The following is a 16131-nucleotide window of genomic DNA, read 5'->3' on the forward strand; positions in this document are numbered from 1 at the left end:
TAAAGGAGTAACGCATGACGAAGTCCCTTTTCCGCCAATCTTTCCTATTTGATAGTTTGGATTTAGACCAAGAAATGGTCACTGGCGAAATCAAAACGGCAGCTGGTATTACGCTTAAAGTGCTCTCGCGTGGAGTGCTCGAAGTGATCCCCGCTCATCTCAACGATGAGAGTAAGCACATCATTATTTCTTGCGGTATTCATGGTGACGAAACTGCGCCAATGGAATTAGTAAATAAGCTGGTGGATGATATTCAGTCAGGTTTTCAAGCGGTCCAACACCGCTGCTTATTTATTGTGGCTCATCCTCAGGCGACGAATCAACATACCCGTTTCGTGCAAGAAAATTTGAACCGTTTATTTGATGATAAAAAGGGCAATACCTCCCTAGAAAGAGAGATTGCGCAGCATCTCAAACAGACAGTGAAAGACTTTTTCGAACACACTGCTGAGCAAAACCGGTGGCATCTTGATTTGCACTGTGCGATTCGTCACTCCAAACATTATTCGTTTGCCGTCAGCCCCAAATCTCGTCATCCTGTCCGCAGCCGCGCACTGATGGCATTGATTGAAAGTGCGCATATCGAAGCGGTGCTGCTTTCAAATTCACCCTCGAGTACCTTCAGTTGGTACAGTGCAGAGAATTTTGCCGCGCAAGCTTTAACGCTTGAGCTGGGGCAAGTCGCACCTCTTGGTCAAAACAACCTAGAGCGATTAGTCGCGTTTGACTTAGCCATGCGCGATTTGGTAGCCAATGCGACACCTGAACACTTGCCAAGAAAGCCAACCATTTATCGTGTCAGCCGTACCATCGTCCGTTTGCATGACGATTTTGATTTCATGTTTGATGATAACGTCGAAAACTTCACCGCGTTTAAACATGGTGAGGTATTTGGTCATGATGGTGAAAAGCCACTCATGGCGAAAAATGAAGATGAAGCGATCGTATTTCCTAACCGAAAAGTGGCATTAGGCCAGCGCGCCGCGTTAATGGTGTGCAAAGTGGCGACACGCTATGAAGACGATCAATTGGTATACGATTAACCGATGGTACTTTTGGCTTGTTAATCTTTTGACCTGTTGACAAGGTTAACAGGCGATTGCTTTGGTATATCACTTTCTATTTAAATGGCTTAACGGTAAGGTTAGGCCATTATTGTTTCTCTTATTTACATATAAGCGCATGACGTTCAATCAGTTACTCTTAAAAAAACAGCGTCGCTGGCATTACGCCCTCTATGCTATGCTGGCATTGTTGATTACGATGAGTGCGTTTTATTTGATGGTGGGTGAACTCTTTATCAGCCCATTTCACACTTGGTCACCACTGGAATGGCAGTTAGTGACTGAACTTCGTGCTCCTCGTCTGCTCTCTGCCGTCATCATTGGTGCTTCACTAGCCGTATCAGGCGCGGCGCTGCAAGTGCTATTAGGGAATGTTTTGGCAGAGCCGGGCGTGCTTGGTATTTCTGGTGGCGCCAGTGTGGCGATGGTAGTGGTGCTGTTTTTCTTCCCTGCTTTGGCCTCACCTGAAATTTTCATGCTTTGTGCCGTAGCCGGTGCGATGGTGTTTACTCTTTTACTGGTCAGCATGGCTAAAGCGATGCGTTTAAGCACAACTCGCTTACTGTTGGTCGGTGTGGCGCTGGGTATTTTATCTGGTGCTGTGGTGACATGGGCGTTTTATTTCAGTAATGATCTCAGTTTAAGGCAACTGGTTTACTGGTTGATGGGCAGTATTGGTGGTGCAAGCTGGTATCAACATACGCTTTCATTAGCTGCGCTTCCGGTGATCATCTGGCTTGCTCTGCAAGGAAAAACGTTAGACAAACTGATGTTGGGCGAAACTCATGCAAAGCAGTTAGGTGTGGATGTGCATCGACTACGTTGGAAATTGATTTTTTCCGTGTCGCTGCTGGTAGGAGCTGCGGTGGCATTGGGCGGTGTGATCAGTTTTGTTGGGTTGGTTGTTCCGCATTTATTGCGCTTGGCGTTTGGTTCTGAAAACCGCTACCTTTTACCTATGTCGGCTCTGTTCGGCGCACTCTTACTGGTTTGCGCGGATACCGTTGCCAGAACGGCGCTTAATGCTGCTGAGCTTCCACTTGGTGTCGTCACTACCACCATTGGTGCGCCGATTTTTATTTGGATGTTGTTGAAAAACCATGATTCACGTTAATAGCCTGCAGGTTTCATCACGCTTATTACCACTCTCTTTTACCTGCCAAGCGGGAGAGGTGCTGCATGTTATTGGGCCTAATGGCAGCGGAAAAAGCACTTTACTGTCGGCGTTAGCTGGCGTGACAGAGAGCCAAGGTGAGGTCTACATTGGTGATCTTCAGCTTTCAAGCGCATCGTTAGAGGCGCTGTCACTGCACCGAGCTTATCTGTCGCAAAACGACAAGCCTGTTTTTAATGTCGATGTTTATCAATATCTTGCCTTAGCGATCCCCAGTTGCGCCGATTTACATTCTCAGGTTGTTAATCAAGCCGTGGTTCATCTCACTCAACGATTGAATATTCAAGACAAATTGCATCGATCCATTCACCAACTGTCAGGCGGCGAATGGCAACGTGTCCGCTTGGCCGGTATTTGCTTGCAAATTTGGCCAACCTTAAACCCTTACGCGCAGTTATTGATATTAGATGAACCTGCGGCGCCTCTTGATATTGCTCAAGAAGGGTTGCTTTATCGTTTGATTGAAGAGGTTGCACAGCAAGGGATAGCGGTAGTGATGGCCAATCACGATCTCAATCGAACATTGCGCCATGCCGATCGCGCTCTGTTACTGCAAGATGGCGTATTGCAAAGTTCCGGCTCGGTTGAACAAGTATTAGAGAGCCAAGCGTTAAGTGCAGCGTTTCAGACTCAGGTGAAGCAGGTTGTTGTTGAAGGAAAGCCTTACCTTATCTTTGATTAAAAGCACAACTGTCGTGCAGTAAGCACACTTTTAGCGCATCAATGTGCTAGAGATATAATAGTAAAAATAATAAGTCTATTAAAAACAAATGGTTAGATTTTATACAAAAGTTGGCACGCCAATCGCATTAATAGAATCGATACATTCTCGTTCTTGTTAGGCTTTTTATAAGTCTCTTAACCACCTTGCTCCCACAAGGTGGTTTTTTTTATCTGAGTCTTTGCAAGGTTATTGCGTCAATGAAGCAAGGTCAGCAGGACGGTAATAGACTGATTTGAGCACTTTACCTTGGCGAATCGTTTTGCCTTCAGAGACAAAATCTTGTGCGCATTTAGCAATAATGTAGTCGCCTTTTTGTACGGCCATCAGCTCAATACCTTGTTCAGCATAGTAGGCTTGAGTATCGGCATACTCTTTTTCATTGCGACACACTTTACTCATGTTCGAGCTGTGTACTTCATCCCAGCATGGAATAAATTCGATGCCACGATTCACGGCAACATTGAGCAGAAGATCAATCAAATAGCTGATCGCTAAGTTGTCACTCACTTGGCTATGTCCAAGGTGGACTAAACGACCCATCAAAACGTACACAGTATCGATGATCGCATCCGCTTGTTCCGTTTTATTGTTAGCTTCAGCAAGTTCAGTCAACTCTTCAATCGCGAGCGAAGTATGCAACGTGTCAGCTTTATCGTTTAAGCTGCTGGCATCAGCAACGGGGAGATCAAAGGTGCTACGAAACTCGGTAATATCGCGGTAAAGATGATCGTAAATCTCTTGAGTAAGCTTGGATAAATGCATTATCTCGGTCCATTGGTTTGGTTAACAGGGATTGTGACGCGTAGTAACAAATTGATAGTAATAAACTGATAGTAAGAAAATGGATAGTAACAAACTGATGGCAAAGCTGCGACCCATGCCATCAGTTTGGTCAAAGAACAGGGTTACTTATTGAGAAATAAATAAGGAAACAGTTGGCGGCGTTCTTGGTCACTTAGAGCACTAACACGAGCGATATTGGTATCGGGAATCGCTTCTGGGTTAGGGTAGTGCTTGAGTACTTTTTCCATGCTCTCTTCGCGAATAAGATGGAAAATCGGGTACGGCGAACGGTTAGTTAGGTTTTCGTCATCTTCGGGGCGTGTGCCGCCAAAACAGTAGTGAGGGTGAAAGGTAGCGACTTGGAAGATGCCTTGCCAATCTTGTTGCGTAATTAATGCTTCGACCCAATCGATAAAAAAGTTGTACTCAAAAAAATCTTCGAGCATGTTTGGCACCACCACTAAGGTGGTCTCAAGAGACTGTGCCGAGCTGGCTTCTAGCTCTAGCAATTGTTGCAAAATGTCTTGCAGCAATTGTTCTTCAGTATCGGCTTCACTGACGAAAATTTTGATCTGTTGGTTACGTTGTGGTTTTGCGGCGAAAGGGCAGAGATTTAAGCCAATCACCACATCGTTAAGCCACTGTTCGACTTCAGTTGTGATGGCGGTTTTATTTATCGTTACGCTCATAGTGCTTATTAAAACAGTCAATTTGGCGCAAGCATAACATGAGTCTTTTGATAAAGTGAGTGGATAACACTACTTGATCAATTCATGCAGCGGTTTGCGGTGCGCAAGGGCGCGGTCATCATGGCGCAATTTCCAACAGAGAAAAAACATCGCCACATACAACACCATTCCACCCGAAACCACCACCGGCCAACCGCCATTTTGCCAGCAATAGAGTAGGAAAAACCCGCCGAGGCTGCCACCTACATAGTAATGAACCAAATATAGAGCGGTCGCGGTTGCTTTTGCGCTGCTGGCCTTTTGGCTCACCCATGAGTAGGCGAGCGTATGGGTAAAAAACGCGCCGAAACTGATCAACATTAAACCGATCAGCATAAACGGGATTGATTCAACCAAGGCTAGCCACATCCCCGATAAACTGAGCAAGGCTCCCAGCATCATGCCCGAAATGGCATTGTAGCGTTTTGTCCAGTTGGCGGTCAGTTTCGAGCTGAGTGTTCCCGCCAAATAACATAGGAAGATCAATGATGCTAAGCCAATCGGTAGCGAGTAGGGTTCGGCGACAAGCCGAAAGCCCATCACTGAGTAGAGATTAACAAACAGCGCGAAGTTAGTACCACCAATCAGCATCGCAAGCCACAGTGTGCGGTTAGAAAGATGTTTTACTAGCGCACGGTTGTGGTGAAAGAACAAGCCTCGTTGCGGCGTGAAATTGCGTTGAATGGGCAGTAACCACAGCACAATGATGGCGCATACGAAAGTGAGTATGGCAATCACAATCACGGCTTGTTGCCAGCCAAAGGCATCGGTCAATATACCGCCTAAAATTCGGCCACTAATGCCACCTAATGAATTCGCAGCAATATAACCGCCAATCGCTTGGCTAAATGCTTGAGGCGAAAGCTCCTCAGCCATGTAAGCCACGGCAACCGAAGCAAAGGCGGCCAATGCGACACCCATTAGTGCACGTGTTAAAACCAGCACCCATAGCTGTTGGCTGATCAACATTAAGCTGCCGATTAATGGCATCATGAATAGCCCTAATAACATCACTTTGCGGCGGCCAAAGGATTCAGAGCTGATTGCCCAAGGGACTAAACTGACGGAGAGTGCGAGGGTTGATGCGGCAAATAACCAGTTAATTTGGGTTTCTGAAACCGCAAAATGCGTAGCAAGGTAGGGCAACATTGGCTGAAAAAGATAGAGATTACAAAAGACTAAGAACGAGCCGAGCGCAAGTCCCCAAGTGACTTTTCGGTATTCTTTACTGCCAATTTCGATCATGATTACGCTTCACTTACGTTATGTATCTGTGATCACAGTAGCAGTGGCTTGGTGATTAATAAAATATATTAAAAATATCGTCGTGATATATAAAATATATCCAAACCTCGTTGGACGAATATCGCTTCGTTTGATTTTGTGGAACCATAAAGCTATGGATACTCGCCATCTAAAACATTTTTCGGCTGTGGTTCAGTGCGGCAGCTTTACTTTAGCAGCCCAGCAATTGCACATTGCGCAGCCAGCGCTTAGCATTTCGATTAAAAAATTTGAGCAGCAATTAGGGGTTGTTTTGCTAAAAAGAGATGAGCGAAAAGTGACGCTGACCCATGAAGGGCAAGTGTTATATGAACACGCCACTCGTATTTTGCAGCAACTTGAAGATGCACAATTGGCGATGGATGAGCTTAAAGGGCTCGTCAAAGGCGAAGTGAGGCTCGGCGCGCCGAGCATGATGGGATCCTATTTCTTTCCAGAAATTGTAATGGCTTTTAAAAGTCACTTTCCCTTGCTAAAAATGACGGTGATAGAAGCGGGAACTCAGTCGATTAGAAAAATGTTGCTCAGTGGTGAGCTAGATATTGGTGTGATCCTCAATCATGATCTTCCTCCGGATTTAGAGGTTGATCCCCTCTTATCATCGCAAATGGTGGCGGTAGTGGGGAAAGAACATGAGTTAGCACAACGAGAATCGATAGATTTTAAGACCTTTTTTGAGCATGAATTGGTAATGTTTAAGCCCGGTTATTTCCACCGCGACTTCATTGATAAAGTGTGTAAAGAGCATAAGCTCAGCGCACATTTCTCTTTTGAAACCAATCTGTTGCCAATGATTTTAAGTATTGTCAAACATGAGTACGCAGTGACTGCGTTATTAGAGCTTGTAACGGAGCATGAACCGGATGTACGAGCGATCCCTTTTGAACCGCCAGTCTGGTTAGATTTAGCCCTCGCATGGCGCAAAGAGGGCTATTTGTCTAATGCCGACCGTACTTTTATTGAATTTGTGAAACAGTACGTGTGAAAGGGGCTATGTGTATCGTTCGATTAACTTTGATAGATTTTTTCAAAGTTGTTTGGGTTCCAGCCAATCATAATTCGATCACCAATTTTTAAAGCCGGTACACTGCGCGCGCCGATCGCATCCAGTTCCTTCCGGCCGCGTTGCATTTTTGCGTTACATAAGCGGTAGGGGATCTGTTTGGCGTCAAGATAGCGCTGAGCATCTTTACAGTGCGGGCATTTATCTTTGACGTAGAGCACAATACGTTTCATCCAATTCACTCATTAACCGAACATAAAGGGCGGCAAGTTTACCCACCGAGGCGCTGAGTTTCAACTCTCTCGGATGCGAAGCCTTGCTCCTTGTGATTGGAAAGATGAAACGCAGGCTTGATTCAGTTACACTTAGCGCCTTTTTTATGAGTCAGTTGCTGGGCTATGCATCCATCTTTTCGTTACATACAAAACTATCCGCCTCATCTCGTGTCACAAGTTGAACAGTTGATCACGGCCGGTAAATTCGTTAGTTGGTTTGAGCAACGCTACCCACAGCGCCATTCGATTCAAAGTGAAAAAGCGTTGTTTAACTACGCGATTGATCTCAAAAATCAATATATGAAGAAAACGGCGCCGATCAGTAAAGTGGTGTACGACAATAAAATCCACATTATCAATAACGCACTAGGGTTGCACAGTTATGTTGCCAAAGTGCATGGTGGGAAAATCAAATCTAAAAATGAGATCCGCATAGCGAGCATGTTTAAAGAAGCACCGGAGCCGCTGCTGCGCATGCTAGTGGTACATGAGCTGGCTCACATCAAAGAGAAAGAACACAACAAGGCTTTCTATCAACTGTGTTGCCATATGGAACCGAATTATCATCAGCTCGAGTTTGATGCACGATTGTTTATGATGTATCTCGATTTAAAAGAGGAGCAGTAATGTCAGCCAAAGCGAAGCCGCAGAAAAGCCAACCAGAAGCGAGCCATAAAAAACCTGCGTTAAAAGCAAAGCAGGGGTTACATCCTCGTAATCAGCATCAAGGACAATACGATTTCCCCGCGCTGATTAATACACTGCCTGCTTTGAAGCCCTTTGTTATTCGCAACCCGAGTGGTGAACCGAGCATCAATTTCTCCGATGCGATGGCGGTGAAAATGCTCAACAAAGCGTTATTGGCACATCATTATCATGTGACACATTGGGATATTCCCGCTGGGTATTTGTGCCCGCCGATCCCCGGTCGAGCTGATTATATTCATCGCGTGGCCGATCTGCTGCTAGATGAGTGCTCAGCAATCAAGCATGAAAAGGTTCAAGCACTTGATATTGGGGTCGGAGCGAACTGTATTTATCCGATCGTGGGTGTGGCAGAGTACGGCTGGCGCTATGTTGGTAGCGATATTGATCCTATCTCTATTAAATCCGCCAATCTGGTGGTTAATAGCAACGCTTCACTCAATGGGCGTATTGAATGCCGTTTGCAGAGTGATGCAAAACACATTTTTAAGCAGATTATTCAAGAAAATGAGCGTTACGATCTCACAACGTGCAACCCGCCTTTCCACGCGTCACAAGTAGAGGCGCAGCAAGGCAGCGAACGTAAGTTGAAAAATTTACAGCGTAATCGAGTCAAAAAAGGTCAAGAAATTGCGGGGCAAGACGCTAACAGAAGTAAGGCGGTCACGCTCAACTTTGGTGGACAAAAAGCTGAGTTATGGTGCCCCGGTGGTGAAGCTGCTTTTATTAAAAACATGGCCTTTGAAAGTCAACACTACGCTCAGCAAGTGCTGTGGTTCACCACATTGATCTCTAAAAAAGAGAATGTACGTTGGATGCAAAAACAGTTAGATAAAGTGGGTGCTGCAGTGGTGAAGGTTGTTGAAATGCAACAAGGGCAAAAAGTGAGTCGATTCATCGCATGGAGTTTCCAAAATGACAGTCAACGCAAACAATGGTTAGCGGCAAAGTGCTAGGCTGACTTCGTTGATTGACTATATTGGTCAGTGAGTTGAGATAGCAATAGAAGGAGTAAGGTATGGACTTTGACCTTTATTTACCTTGCCAACCTGACTGGATCTGCCAGCCCTTCGCTTATCTGTTTGCCTTGCTTGCGATGATTGGGCTTGGGTTTTTTATTCGTATTATCTATCGCGAATATCAAAAAATTCAGCGCGCTCAGAAAGTCAGACGTCTTCGCCGTATCCACTATCGTGATCGTCCTGGTGGCAAAGACGGTAGACCCACCAATATCAAATAACCCTTGCCCTAGTAATACGATGTTAGGAAAAGGTATCGAGCGCCGCTTGATATTTTTTCTCTAACGCTTTATTTCCTGCCTTTTTCTCTAACTCTACCAATAATTGAAGCGATGTTTTTTGGTTACCGTAGCGCTGATTAAATTGCATCAAGCGGATGCGAGCTTGCGTGTATTGTTGAGCGTCAATTTCCAATTTAGCTAATTGCAGCAATGAACGAGCTCGATTAGGGTCATGGTCTAATGTTTTTGCAAAATAGTAGTGCGCTTGTTCTTTATCGCCAGATTTTAACGCGCAAAAGGCTGCGTTCTCATAGCTTGCTGGGACAAGGTAATAATAGGGTTGAGCAATGGCGCGGTTAAAATATTCATCGGCTTTTTGATATTCGCCCTGCTTGCACAAAAATGTGCCGTAGTTATTGAGAATATTGCCGTTTTTGGGATGAGCGCGAAGCGCGGCTTGATAGGTTTTACGTGCGGCCTCTGTTTCACCGACAGTTTCGTAGTAGTGAGCCATCGCAAGTTGCGAGCGATAGTAAGTCGGCGCATGTTGTGTGGCTTTTTCTAGGTTCTCACGCGCTTTGCTCATGTTGCCATTTTCTAAATAGCCTAGGCCGAGCGCAATGCGAGATTCGGCCATTTCAACCGGATCCGCTTTTACTTCAGGCTCACCTTTTTCGTTCACGGTGACACAGGCCGATAACGTGAACATTATCAATATCATCAGTATTTTTTTCATTATCTGCAGCTCCTAAATGGCTTAGACGCATGATAAGGAAATCAGAAGATTGAGGGAGAAAGAGCAGAGAAGAATGCGAGTCAGTATGCACTATGTTTGATGAAAACCTGAACACCTCATTACTGAGATGATCAGGCATGAAACACTAATCGTCTTTGGTAAATTTATCTTCGCTAAAGTGTTCAAGGTCGTAAGGTGTTTGTTGGTAAACACAGTAGTTTAACCAGTTTGCAAACAGCAAGTGACCGTGGCTTCGCCAACTGGCGACTGGCTTATTATCTGGGTTGTCATTGGGGTAGTAGTTGACTGGGATTGCGGGTTCCATCCCTTCACCTAAATCTCGAATATATTCACCATGCAGTGTATGTGCGTCGTACTCAGGGTGACCTGTGACAAACACGTTACGTTTGTCTTTGGTTGAGGCTAAGTACACACCCGCCACATCAGAGGTGGCGAGAATATCTAAATTCGTATGTTCGGCTAAGTATTCTGGTGAGAAATCAGCATAACGAGAATGGGGCGCTAAAAAGGTGTCGTCAAAGCCGCGTAATATCGGATGAAAGGGATGGTGGATTTCATGATGATAAACGCCCGATAATTTTTCTTTGCGAGTTCGTTTGGGCAGATTGTAGAGCAGTTTTAGCCCCGCTTGCGCTGCCCAGCAAACGTAGAGTGTGGAAGTGACGTGATTTTTAGCCCATTCCATCACGCTTTTTAAGTGTTCCCAATAAATCACATCTTCAAATTGGACCAACCCCAAAGGTGCTCCAGTGATGATGAGCCCGTCGAAGTTGCGATTTTTTACCATCTCAAATTGACGGTAAAAGTTCTCCAAATGCTCAGTGGGGGTATTTTTACTTGGGCGCTCATCAATTCTCAGTAATTCAATATCCACTTGCAGCGGAGTATTGGATAACAGGCGCAAAAACTGAGTCTCGGTTTCGATTTTCTTCGGCATTAAATTCAAAATCAAAACTTTCAGTGGACGGATGCCCTGTGTGGCGGCACGTGTTTCTGACATCACGAAAATGTTCTCATGACGCAGTACATCACCGGCTGGCAGTTGGTCGGGGATCTTAATCGGCACAGCTTTCTCCCTAAGCTATTTTTGGACGTCTATACTGCCGAACTTAACTCAATCAAAACCAGATGTCGATAGCAAAATGAATCTTGCTGTGAAATTGGTTACTATTGGATATCCGTTTACTTACCTGTTGGATACACATGGCGCTAACCTTAACTTTGATCAGGGGATTACCCGGCTCAGGCAAAAGCACCTTAGCAAGGACGCTACATGCAAAACATTTTGAAGCGGATATGTATTTTATCAATGAGAAAGGCAACTATTGTTATCAGCCAGATAAAATCGAGCAAGCTCATCGGTGGTGTCAACAGCAAGTGGAGCGCTGTTTAGCGCAAGGTGAGGACGTTGTTGTGGCGAATACTTTTGTTCGACATTGGGAGATGCGAGCTTACCAGCAGTTGGCTAAACGTTACCATGCAACCTTAGTGATTAATGTTTGCCGTGCGCAATACCAGAATGTTCATGGTATCGATGATGCCACTGTTGAGCGTATGCGTCAGCAGTGGCAGGAATGATTAATTAACGCTTCCGCTGGAGTTGGTAAAAAGCAAGGGCTCCCCAACCAAACACTTGCACCCACAAGATCCCCCACTGAGTGCTGATTTGATCCCATGATGCGCCCATTTGGTTCAAACTGAGAAAACTCTGAATGGCAGGCGTACTTGGAAAGAGGTTGGATATCCAAATGATAGGGCGTGGAATTGCTTCTAACGGCCAAATAAAACCAGCTGAAAAAATCAGTGGCATTGAGCTGATTAATACCACTAACGTCACCAATTCTCGCCGCGGTGTAACTGAACCAAGCCAAATGCCACATAGGCAAGAGGCCAGTAAGAAAGGCAGTAGAAGTAGCAATAAATGCCCCGCACTGGCGAGGGTGTTGACACCATGTGAGGTAAAACTGGCACCAAAGTAGTACATGCTGAGTAGATAATAAACAGCAACAAGGACAATGCTGCGTACCAATATTAATCGTAGCGGTGTGGTATGGCTCCAGTAGCCATTTCCGTGCTTTTGTGTTCCGCCCATTAATCCTGCCGCCATGATCATGGTTTGTTGTAAGATCAAAACAAATACCGCTGGGACAACGTAATCAACATAACCCATGCGTGGGTTAAAGGTCGGTTTTAGGTTGATGCTTGTGGCGGAATAGTGCTGAGCGGCCAGAGAAAGCGGTTCTCCTTCCATCACTAAACGTGACACTTTACTTTTCGCGGCTAAGGTTCCACCAGCTTGCGATAAGCCCTCAACGATGGTGCCGTACACTAGAAAGTAAGAGGCATCGCCAGCGTAGGCCAGTGTTGGACTTTTTCCAAGTAGTAGGTCTTTATAAAAATGTTCAGGAATCACTAAAATACCGCTAACTTTGCGGTTAAGAAAAGCCTGCTTGGCATCTTCAATGGTACTGTCTCGTTGAATCACTTTGACTTGTGGCGTTGCGTCAACCATGCGTTCTAGTTGGTAACTAGCTTGGCTTTTATCGAGATTGACAATCGAGAGTGTCTGCTCGCGTGGAGTTTGCTGCGTATAAGGCAAAGGGTATAAAAAGGAGTAAAAAACCACGCCACCAAAGACAGTCAACAGCACCACAGGGTTAGTGAATAGCGCTTTTAGCTCTGCTTTAAGTAGAGCAATGAATCGCGTAGTTTCAGTCATGGTTGATTCGCTCGGCTTGCTTGTGTTTACGGATAAGAATCAAAGTGAGCAGCAGCGGCAATGCATAGCCCAGCATTGGCACTAAATACTTAAGTGATGACAGCAATTCAGCGTTATAACTCACTTGGCTTACTTGCACTTCAATGTAGTGACTCACTGGTAGCAGGCTTCGCCACCACTGCGCTAGAGTATTCATATCCGTCACTGGGAACGTAATGCCCATAAACGCAAAACTTGGTGCGGTAAAAGCGCCAGCAAAACTCATCGCTCTTGCCGGATCGAGTGTTAGAAAGAAAAAGAGTGCGCCCATGATCATACAGGCGAGCGTCATTGCAAGTTGTGCGATAATCAATAGAGCAAAACTGCCGTGCATTGGCCACATTAATATTTGATAAAACCAGATTAAAAAACCAATCCCTTGCAACATAAAAATCGGCAGATAACGCATCAATGTTAGCGTTAAAATGCGTAATGGCTTTTCTCCAAGCCACGTTTGCAAACCAAAGTGACGATGGTTTGCTGCCAAAATCATAATGGTACTGACCACGACAACGATTTGCCAAAGAGCGGGTATAACCGCCGAGACTAAAAATTGCGCATAGTTTGTATTGAGATTAAACAGGGGCGTAATCTGTGTCCTGATTGGTACGGCTCGCCCCATCGCACTCAATGTGGTTTGTTGGCTAGTCGCTAGGTTTTTTACGACATCCACTTGGGCATTGAACGTACTTTGTGCTTGAACAATAGCAGAGTTGATCAATCGTCCAACCAAAATGTATTGGCTATTGAAGAAGGTCGATACTTGTGGCTGCTCACCACGAAATATTGATTTATCAAATTGATATGGAATGACAACGTACGCGTAAATGTCACTTTCAATTAACGCAGTTTTGGCTTGATTGACATCTTGGAACTGGTGCGTGACTGCCATGGTCGAGGTTGCATCGAAATCTCTTATCAATTGATGTGACAATTGGCTGTGAGACAAATCGACCACGCCAATCGGCAGATCGCGCACTATCCCTTGTGAGAAAATCCACCAAATACTGAATGCCAATACTATTGGTATCCAGCTTAGGCTAGACAATAGCCAAGGATCATGGCGCAGCAGAGGCCATTGAGGGCGAACCTGAATCGACATAAGGCTTATAGCTCAACCACTAAACTCATTCCCATGCGCAAACCTTCGACAGGTGTGGTAGGGCGAGCTTCGATTTCAAAGGTGCGTAAATCAAACCCTTGTGAGGCGTCTGTTGATCGCCATGTGGCGAAATCACCCATCACTGCGATGTGGGAAACGATAAATTCTACTTTGGCTTCTAAAGCAGGTAAGTAAGCCGTAAATGTTGTGCCTTTCGTGAAATGCTTGAGTTGATCTTCGCGTACGTTGAGCACCGCCCATGAGTCTTGGGTATCCACGACAGTGACGACAGGGAAGCCCTGTGGAGCCAGTTCGCCGCTTTGCAGCAGTACTTGGGACACTTCACCGTCAAACCAACTCTCAATTTTAGTGTCCGCGGCATAAGCTTCAACTTCCGCTACGGCACCAGCAGCCATACGTTCTTTTTCCGCGGCAGCGAGTTTAGTTTCAGAGCGTGCGCCTTCTTTGGTCATTTGATACATCTGAAAAGCGGCGCTTTCAGTATATTTAGCGGCCTGCCATTGGGTATTCGCTTCATCACGCTTTTGTTCAGCGACGACACCATCACGGTAAAGATTATTGACACGCAAATAGGTTTTTTCCATTAAATCCGCTGCGGCTTTGGCTTTAAGCCATTGATCTTTTGCCGCTTGGATCTGCTGATCGCGTGCGCCTGTTTCTGCTTCTTTAGCCAGTGCGCCCGCCGCTTTTTGACCCGCAATAGCTTGATCTAATTTAGCTTCAATTTCAGGGCTGTGCAGCGTGAAAATGAGCTGACCACGTTCAACGCTATCGCCTTTGCGCACCAGTACCTGATCAATACGGCCGGGAACTTTTGAGGAAATACTGTATTGTTGAGATTCAATTTGACCTTGTAAGCGGACAGGTTTAGGTTGAGATGCTTGGTAAAAGCGATAGCCTACCCAAGAGATCGCCACCACAGCAGCAAGAGCAATCAGTGTTGGTTTTACGGCTTTCATAAGGCATCCTTTTGAGCAGGTGATTCGTGAGTCATTGATGAGTGCAACAAAATCGCTGATTGTGTGTAGATAGGGAAAGTATTCATTTCACTGGTCAATGCCAGTAACTTATTTAAAGAAAGTAAGTAGTTGAAGCTAGCTAATGACTGTTGCGTTTTTATACTAGCAAGGTAGAGCTCTGCATCCACTACATCTAAAGACGTTGCTAAACCCTGACTGAATGCCTTTTGGCGTAGGTTCAGGTTTTCATTAGCCAGTGTGAGACTTGAGTTTAGCCCCATCACTTCTTCCAATGCTTGTTCGGCTTCCAAATAGGTTTTTTCCACCAACACGCTCAAATCTTGCTTAGCTTGCGCCTTTAAGTAACGTACTTGTGAAACTGCGCTGTGCGCTGCTTTGACTTGATCGCTGCGACCCGATGTTTCAATTAACGGAATGTTGACCCCAACACCCACTAACCAATCCGGTTTCATTTGGCTGGCCAGCGAATCGTCTTCATGTAGGCTGTAATCACCGTAAAGGTAGACTTCTGGATAGTATTTGCCTTTTTCAGCTTTGATCAAGCTGCTTGCTTGCTTTTCTTTTGCTTCAAGTAGTGCCAAACCCGGATAGGTATTGAGCGTTTGCTCCACAAAAACAGAGAGCGGCGGTAAACGGTCATTGACAAACAGTGAACCACTTGGCTCGACTTTTTCTGTTTGACCTAGAATTTGGGTTAGTGCGCTTTGGGCAATATCTAAGGTTTTTTGTGCTTTTTTGCGTTCAACCGTTGCTTTATCTAATGAGGCTTCAGCTTGTAGCCGTTCCACATGGGCAATTTGTCCTTGTTGCTCTAACTTTAGTGCATTATCACGGTGCTTGGTTAACCCTTGCTCAACGGCTTGGCGAGTCACTAAAACCTCTTTTGCCAAAAGAACACTAAAGTAATATTTGCTCAAGTCTTCATAGCGCGCTTGTGTTTCCATTGCGAGCTGGCTTTGTGCTTCTTCTTTTTTACCTTCCGCAGCGGCTTGTGCGGCGCTGATCCGTCCGCCTGTAAAAATGGGCCAAATAGCGCGAATCGAAGAGCTGAAAATATCACGTTCGGTGATGGTTGATGTGATGGAGCCAGCACTGGCGAGTATTGGTCCTAAAACTGGCCCCAAAGATGATGGGATAGATTGCCCAGTGCTATCGAATATCTGCTTTCCTGACAAAGTAACATCTTGGTCTAAACGCGTGTAGTTTGCACCAATAGAAACAGCAGGCAAATTGAGACTGTCTGTGGAATTTTCAATATGCTGATAGCGTTCGACATTTGCCCGCCCAGCGGCAAGTGAATTATTGCTCTGTTGCAAAAGATCCCATGCTTGTTGAAAGGAAATCGGCGCGGCGAAAGAAGGGGCTGCACCAAGCAGAGTAAAGACGAATAGGCTGAGTGTTTTCGCTTTCATGCTAAGCTCGAGTAATAATAATTAGAGTTAATGCTCTAGTTTTTTGCTGCGGAAGTCAACAGTGAGATGGGTTGAAATGTCGAAACAACAGCAAGTGATATGCGCTAGCATGAAGCGCATA

General features: G+C 45.4%; 18 protein-coding genes. 8 read left to right on the plus strand and 10 right to left on the minus strand.

All coding sequences use genetic code 11. The features are described from left to right. The first annotated feature begins 14 nt into the window (after positions 1 to 14). From DD616_RS10625 to btuD, 3 genes are all read left to right on the plus strand, one after another. Positions 15 to 1043 (plus strand): succinylglutamate desuccinylase, encoded by a 1029-nt coding sequence (locus tag DD616_RS10625; protein WP_047691738.1) that lies wholly within the window; start codon positions 15 to 17, stop codon positions 1041 to 1043. Positions 1044 to 1182: 139 nt separating this feature from the next. Beyond that, positions 1183 to 2178 carry a vitamin B12 ABC transporter permease BtuC gene (gene btuC, locus DD616_RS10630; RefSeq protein WP_176428660.1) on the plus strand — a complete coding sequence of 332 codons (996 nt, stop codon included), beginning with the start codon at positions 1183 to 1185 and terminating at the stop codon, positions 2176 to 2178. Next, positions 2165 to 2920: a vitamin B12 ABC transporter ATP-binding protein BtuD gene (gene btuD, locus DD616_RS10635; protein ID WP_010318604.1), complete on the plus strand. Its 756-nt coding sequence runs from the start codon at positions 2165 to 2167 to the stop codon at positions 2918 to 2920. Before btuC ends, btuD begins: the two co-directional genes overlap by 14 nt. 228 nt (positions 2921 to 3148) lie before the next feature. Here btuD and DD616_RS10640 read toward each other — a convergent pair whose 3' ends face one another. The 3 genes from DD616_RS10640 to DD616_RS10650 form a co-directional block, all read right to left on the minus strand. After that, positions 3149 to 3724 carry a nucleoside triphosphate pyrophosphohydrolase family protein gene (locus DD616_RS10640; RefSeq protein ID WP_208872270.1) on the minus strand — a complete coding sequence of 192 codons (576 nt, stop codon included), beginning with the start codon at positions 3722 to 3724 and terminating at the stop codon, positions 3149 to 3151. Positions 3725 to 3867: 143 nt separating this feature from the next. Continuing rightward, positions 3868 to 4434, minus strand: a complete 567-nt coding sequence (locus DD616_RS10645) for a DUF1415 domain-containing protein (protein WP_026028307.1) — start codon at positions 4432 to 4434, stop codon at positions 3868 to 3870. Between the two features lie 69 nt (positions 4435 to 4503). After that, entirely contained in the window at positions 4504 to 5718 is a 1215-nt protein-coding gene (locus tag DD616_RS10650; protein ID WP_208872271.1) for an MFS transporter, read from the minus strand. A 154-nt stretch (positions 5719 to 5872) separates the two neighbouring features. Between DD616_RS10650 and DD616_RS10655 the strand changes: the two genes are divergently transcribed. Beyond that, positions 5873 to 6742: a LysR family transcriptional regulator gene (locus DD616_RS10655; RefSeq protein WP_026027359.1), complete on the plus strand. Its 870-nt coding sequence runs from the start codon at positions 5873 to 5875 to the stop codon at positions 6740 to 6742. Positions 6743 to 6765: 23 nt separating this feature from the next. On the opposite strand, the gene DD616_RS10660 is transcribed toward DD616_RS10655, so the two are convergent. Then, positions 6766 to 6993: a glutaredoxin family protein gene (locus DD616_RS10660; protein WP_010318599.1), complete on the minus strand. Its 228-nt coding sequence runs from the start codon at positions 6991 to 6993 to the stop codon at positions 6766 to 6768. 165 nt (positions 6994 to 7158) lie between these two features. Here DD616_RS10660 and DD616_RS10665 point away from each other — a divergent pair, with 165 nt between their 5' ends. The 3 genes from DD616_RS10665 (at position 7159) to DD616_RS10675 (ending at position 8980) form a co-directional block, all read left to right on the plus strand. Next, complete coding sequence (locus DD616_RS10665) at positions 7159 to 7662, plus strand: M48 metallopeptidase family protein (RefSeq protein WP_010318598.1); 504 nt, start codon at positions 7159 to 7161, stop codon at positions 7660 to 7662. Further along, complete coding sequence (gene rlmF / locus DD616_RS10670) at positions 7662 to 8696, plus strand: 23S rRNA (adenine(1618)-N(6))-methyltransferase RlmF (RefSeq protein WP_208872272.1); 1035 nt, start codon at positions 7662 to 7664, stop codon at positions 8694 to 8696. Before DD616_RS10665 ends, rlmF begins: the two co-directional genes overlap by 1 nt. A gap of 62 nt (positions 8697 to 8758) precedes the next feature. Further along, the gene (locus DD616_RS10675) at positions 8759 to 8980 is read left to right on the plus strand and encodes a hypothetical protein (RefSeq protein ID WP_013856654.1); all 222 of its coding nucleotides are present in this window, start codon (positions 8759 to 8761) and stop codon (positions 8978 to 8980) included. A 22-nt stretch (positions 8981 to 9002) separates the two neighbouring features. Here DD616_RS10675 and pilW read toward each other — a convergent pair whose 3' ends face one another. After that, a complete protein-coding gene (pilW, locus tag DD616_RS10680; RefSeq protein ID WP_019280938.1) occupies positions 9003 to 9716 on the minus strand; it encodes a type IV pilus biogenesis/stability protein PilW in 714 nt (237 codons plus the stop codon). A gap of 145 nt (positions 9717 to 9861) precedes the next feature. After that, positions 9862 to 10803: a homoserine O-acetyltransferase MetA gene (gene metA / locus DD616_RS10685; protein ID WP_013856656.1), complete on the minus strand. Its 942-nt coding sequence runs from the start codon at positions 10801 to 10803 to the stop codon at positions 9862 to 9864. Positions 10804 to 10940: 137 nt separating this feature from the next. Between metA and DD616_RS10690 the strand changes: the two genes are divergently transcribed. Next, the gene (locus tag DD616_RS10690) at positions 10941 to 11315 is read left to right on the plus strand and encodes an ATP-binding protein (protein ID WP_029388298.1); all 375 of its coding nucleotides are present in this window, start codon (positions 10941 to 10943) and stop codon (positions 11313 to 11315) included. A gap of 4 nt (positions 11316 to 11319) precedes the next feature. Here DD616_RS10690 and DD616_RS10695 read toward each other — a convergent pair whose 3' ends face one another. From DD616_RS10695 to DD616_RS10710, 4 genes are read right to left on the minus strand one after another with little or no spacing between them, the layout of a single operon-like run. Beyond that, positions 11320 to 12456 carry an ABC transporter permease gene (locus tag DD616_RS10695; RefSeq protein WP_013856658.1) on the minus strand — a complete coding sequence of 379 codons (1137 nt, stop codon included), beginning with the start codon at positions 12454 to 12456 and terminating at the stop codon, positions 11320 to 11322. Beyond that, entirely contained in the window at positions 12449 to 13597 is a 1149-nt protein-coding gene (locus DD616_RS10700; protein ID WP_208872273.1) for an ABC transporter permease, read from the minus strand. Before DD616_RS10700 ends, DD616_RS10695 begins: the two co-directional genes overlap by 8 nt. A gap of 5 nt (positions 13598 to 13602) precedes the next feature. Further along, on the minus strand, positions 13603 to 14577 hold the full coding sequence (locus tag DD616_RS10705) for an HlyD family secretion protein (RefSeq protein ID WP_017042989.1): 975 nt from the start codon (positions 14575 to 14577) through the stop codon (positions 13603 to 13605). Then, on the minus strand, positions 14574 to 16010 hold the full coding sequence (locus DD616_RS10710; RefSeq protein WP_094127064.1) for a TolC family protein: 1437 nt from the start codon (positions 16008 to 16010) through the stop codon (positions 14574 to 14576). The genes DD616_RS10705 and DD616_RS10710 overlap by 4 nt, the downstream gene beginning before the upstream one ends. Positions 16011 to 16131: the final 121 nt, after the last annotated feature.

It is taken from the genome of Vibrio anguillarum, from assembly GCF_003390515.1.
GTDB lineage: Bacteria > Pseudomonadota > Gammaproteobacteria > Enterobacterales > Vibrionaceae > Vibrio > Vibrio anguillarum.

Coding starts and splice junctions, on each gene's coding strand:
- DD616_RS10625 (WP_047691738.1), top strand. CDS start 15: ATGACGAAGTCCCTTTTCCGCCAATCTTTCCTATTTGATAGTTTGGAT.
- btuC (WP_176428660.1), top strand. CDS start 1,183: ATGACGTTCAATCAGTTACTCTTAAAAAAACAGCGTCGCTGGCATTAC.
- btuD (WP_010318604.1), top strand. CDS start 2,165: ATGATTCACGTTAATAGCCTGCAGGTTTCATCACGCTTATTACCACTC.
- DD616_RS10640 (WP_208872270.1), bottom strand. CDS start 3,724: ATGCATTTATCCAAGCTTACTCAAGAGATTTACGATCATCTTTACCGC.
- DD616_RS10645 (WP_026028307.1), bottom strand. CDS start 4,434: ATGAGCGTAACGATAAATAAAACCGCCATCACAACTGAAGTCGAACAG.
- DD616_RS10650 (WP_208872271.1), bottom strand. CDS start 5,718: ATGATCGAAATTGGCAGTAAAGAATACCGAAAAGTCACTTGGGGACTT.
- DD616_RS10655 (WP_026027359.1), top strand. CDS start 5,873: ATGGATACTCGCCATCTAAAACATTTTTCGGCTGTGGTTCAGTGCGGC.
- DD616_RS10660 (WP_010318599.1), bottom strand. CDS start 6,993: ATGAAACGTATTGTGCTCTACGTCAAAGATAAATGCCCGCACTGTAAA.
- DD616_RS10665 (WP_010318598.1), top strand. CDS start 7,159: ATGCATCCATCTTTTCGTTACATACAAAACTATCCGCCTCATCTCGTG.
- rlmF (WP_208872272.1), top strand. CDS start 7,662: ATGTCAGCCAAAGCGAAGCCGCAGAAAAGCCAACCAGAAGCGAGCCAT.
- DD616_RS10675 (WP_013856654.1), top strand. CDS start 8,759: ATGGACTTTGACCTTTATTTACCTTGCCAACCTGACTGGATCTGCCAG.
- pilW (WP_019280938.1), bottom strand. CDS start 9,716: ATGAAAAAAATACTGATGATATTGATAATGTTCACGTTATCGGCCTGT.
- DD616_RS10690 (WP_029388298.1), top strand. CDS start 10,941: ATGGCGCTAACCTTAACTTTGATCAGGGGATTACCCGGCTCAGGCAAA.
- DD616_RS10695 (WP_013856658.1), bottom strand. CDS start 12,456: ATGACTGAAACTACGCGATTCATTGCTCTACTTAAAGCAGAGCTAAAA.
- DD616_RS10700 (WP_208872273.1), bottom strand. CDS start 13,597: ATGTCGATTCAGGTTCGCCCTCAATGGCCTCTGCTGCGCCATGATCCT.
- DD616_RS10705 (WP_017042989.1), bottom strand. CDS start 14,577: ATGAAAGCCGTAAAACCAACACTGATTGCTCTTGCTGCTGTGGTGGCG.
- DD616_RS10710 (WP_094127064.1), bottom strand. CDS start 16,010: ATGAAAGCGAAAACACTCAGCCTATTCGTCTTTACTCTGCTTGGTGCA.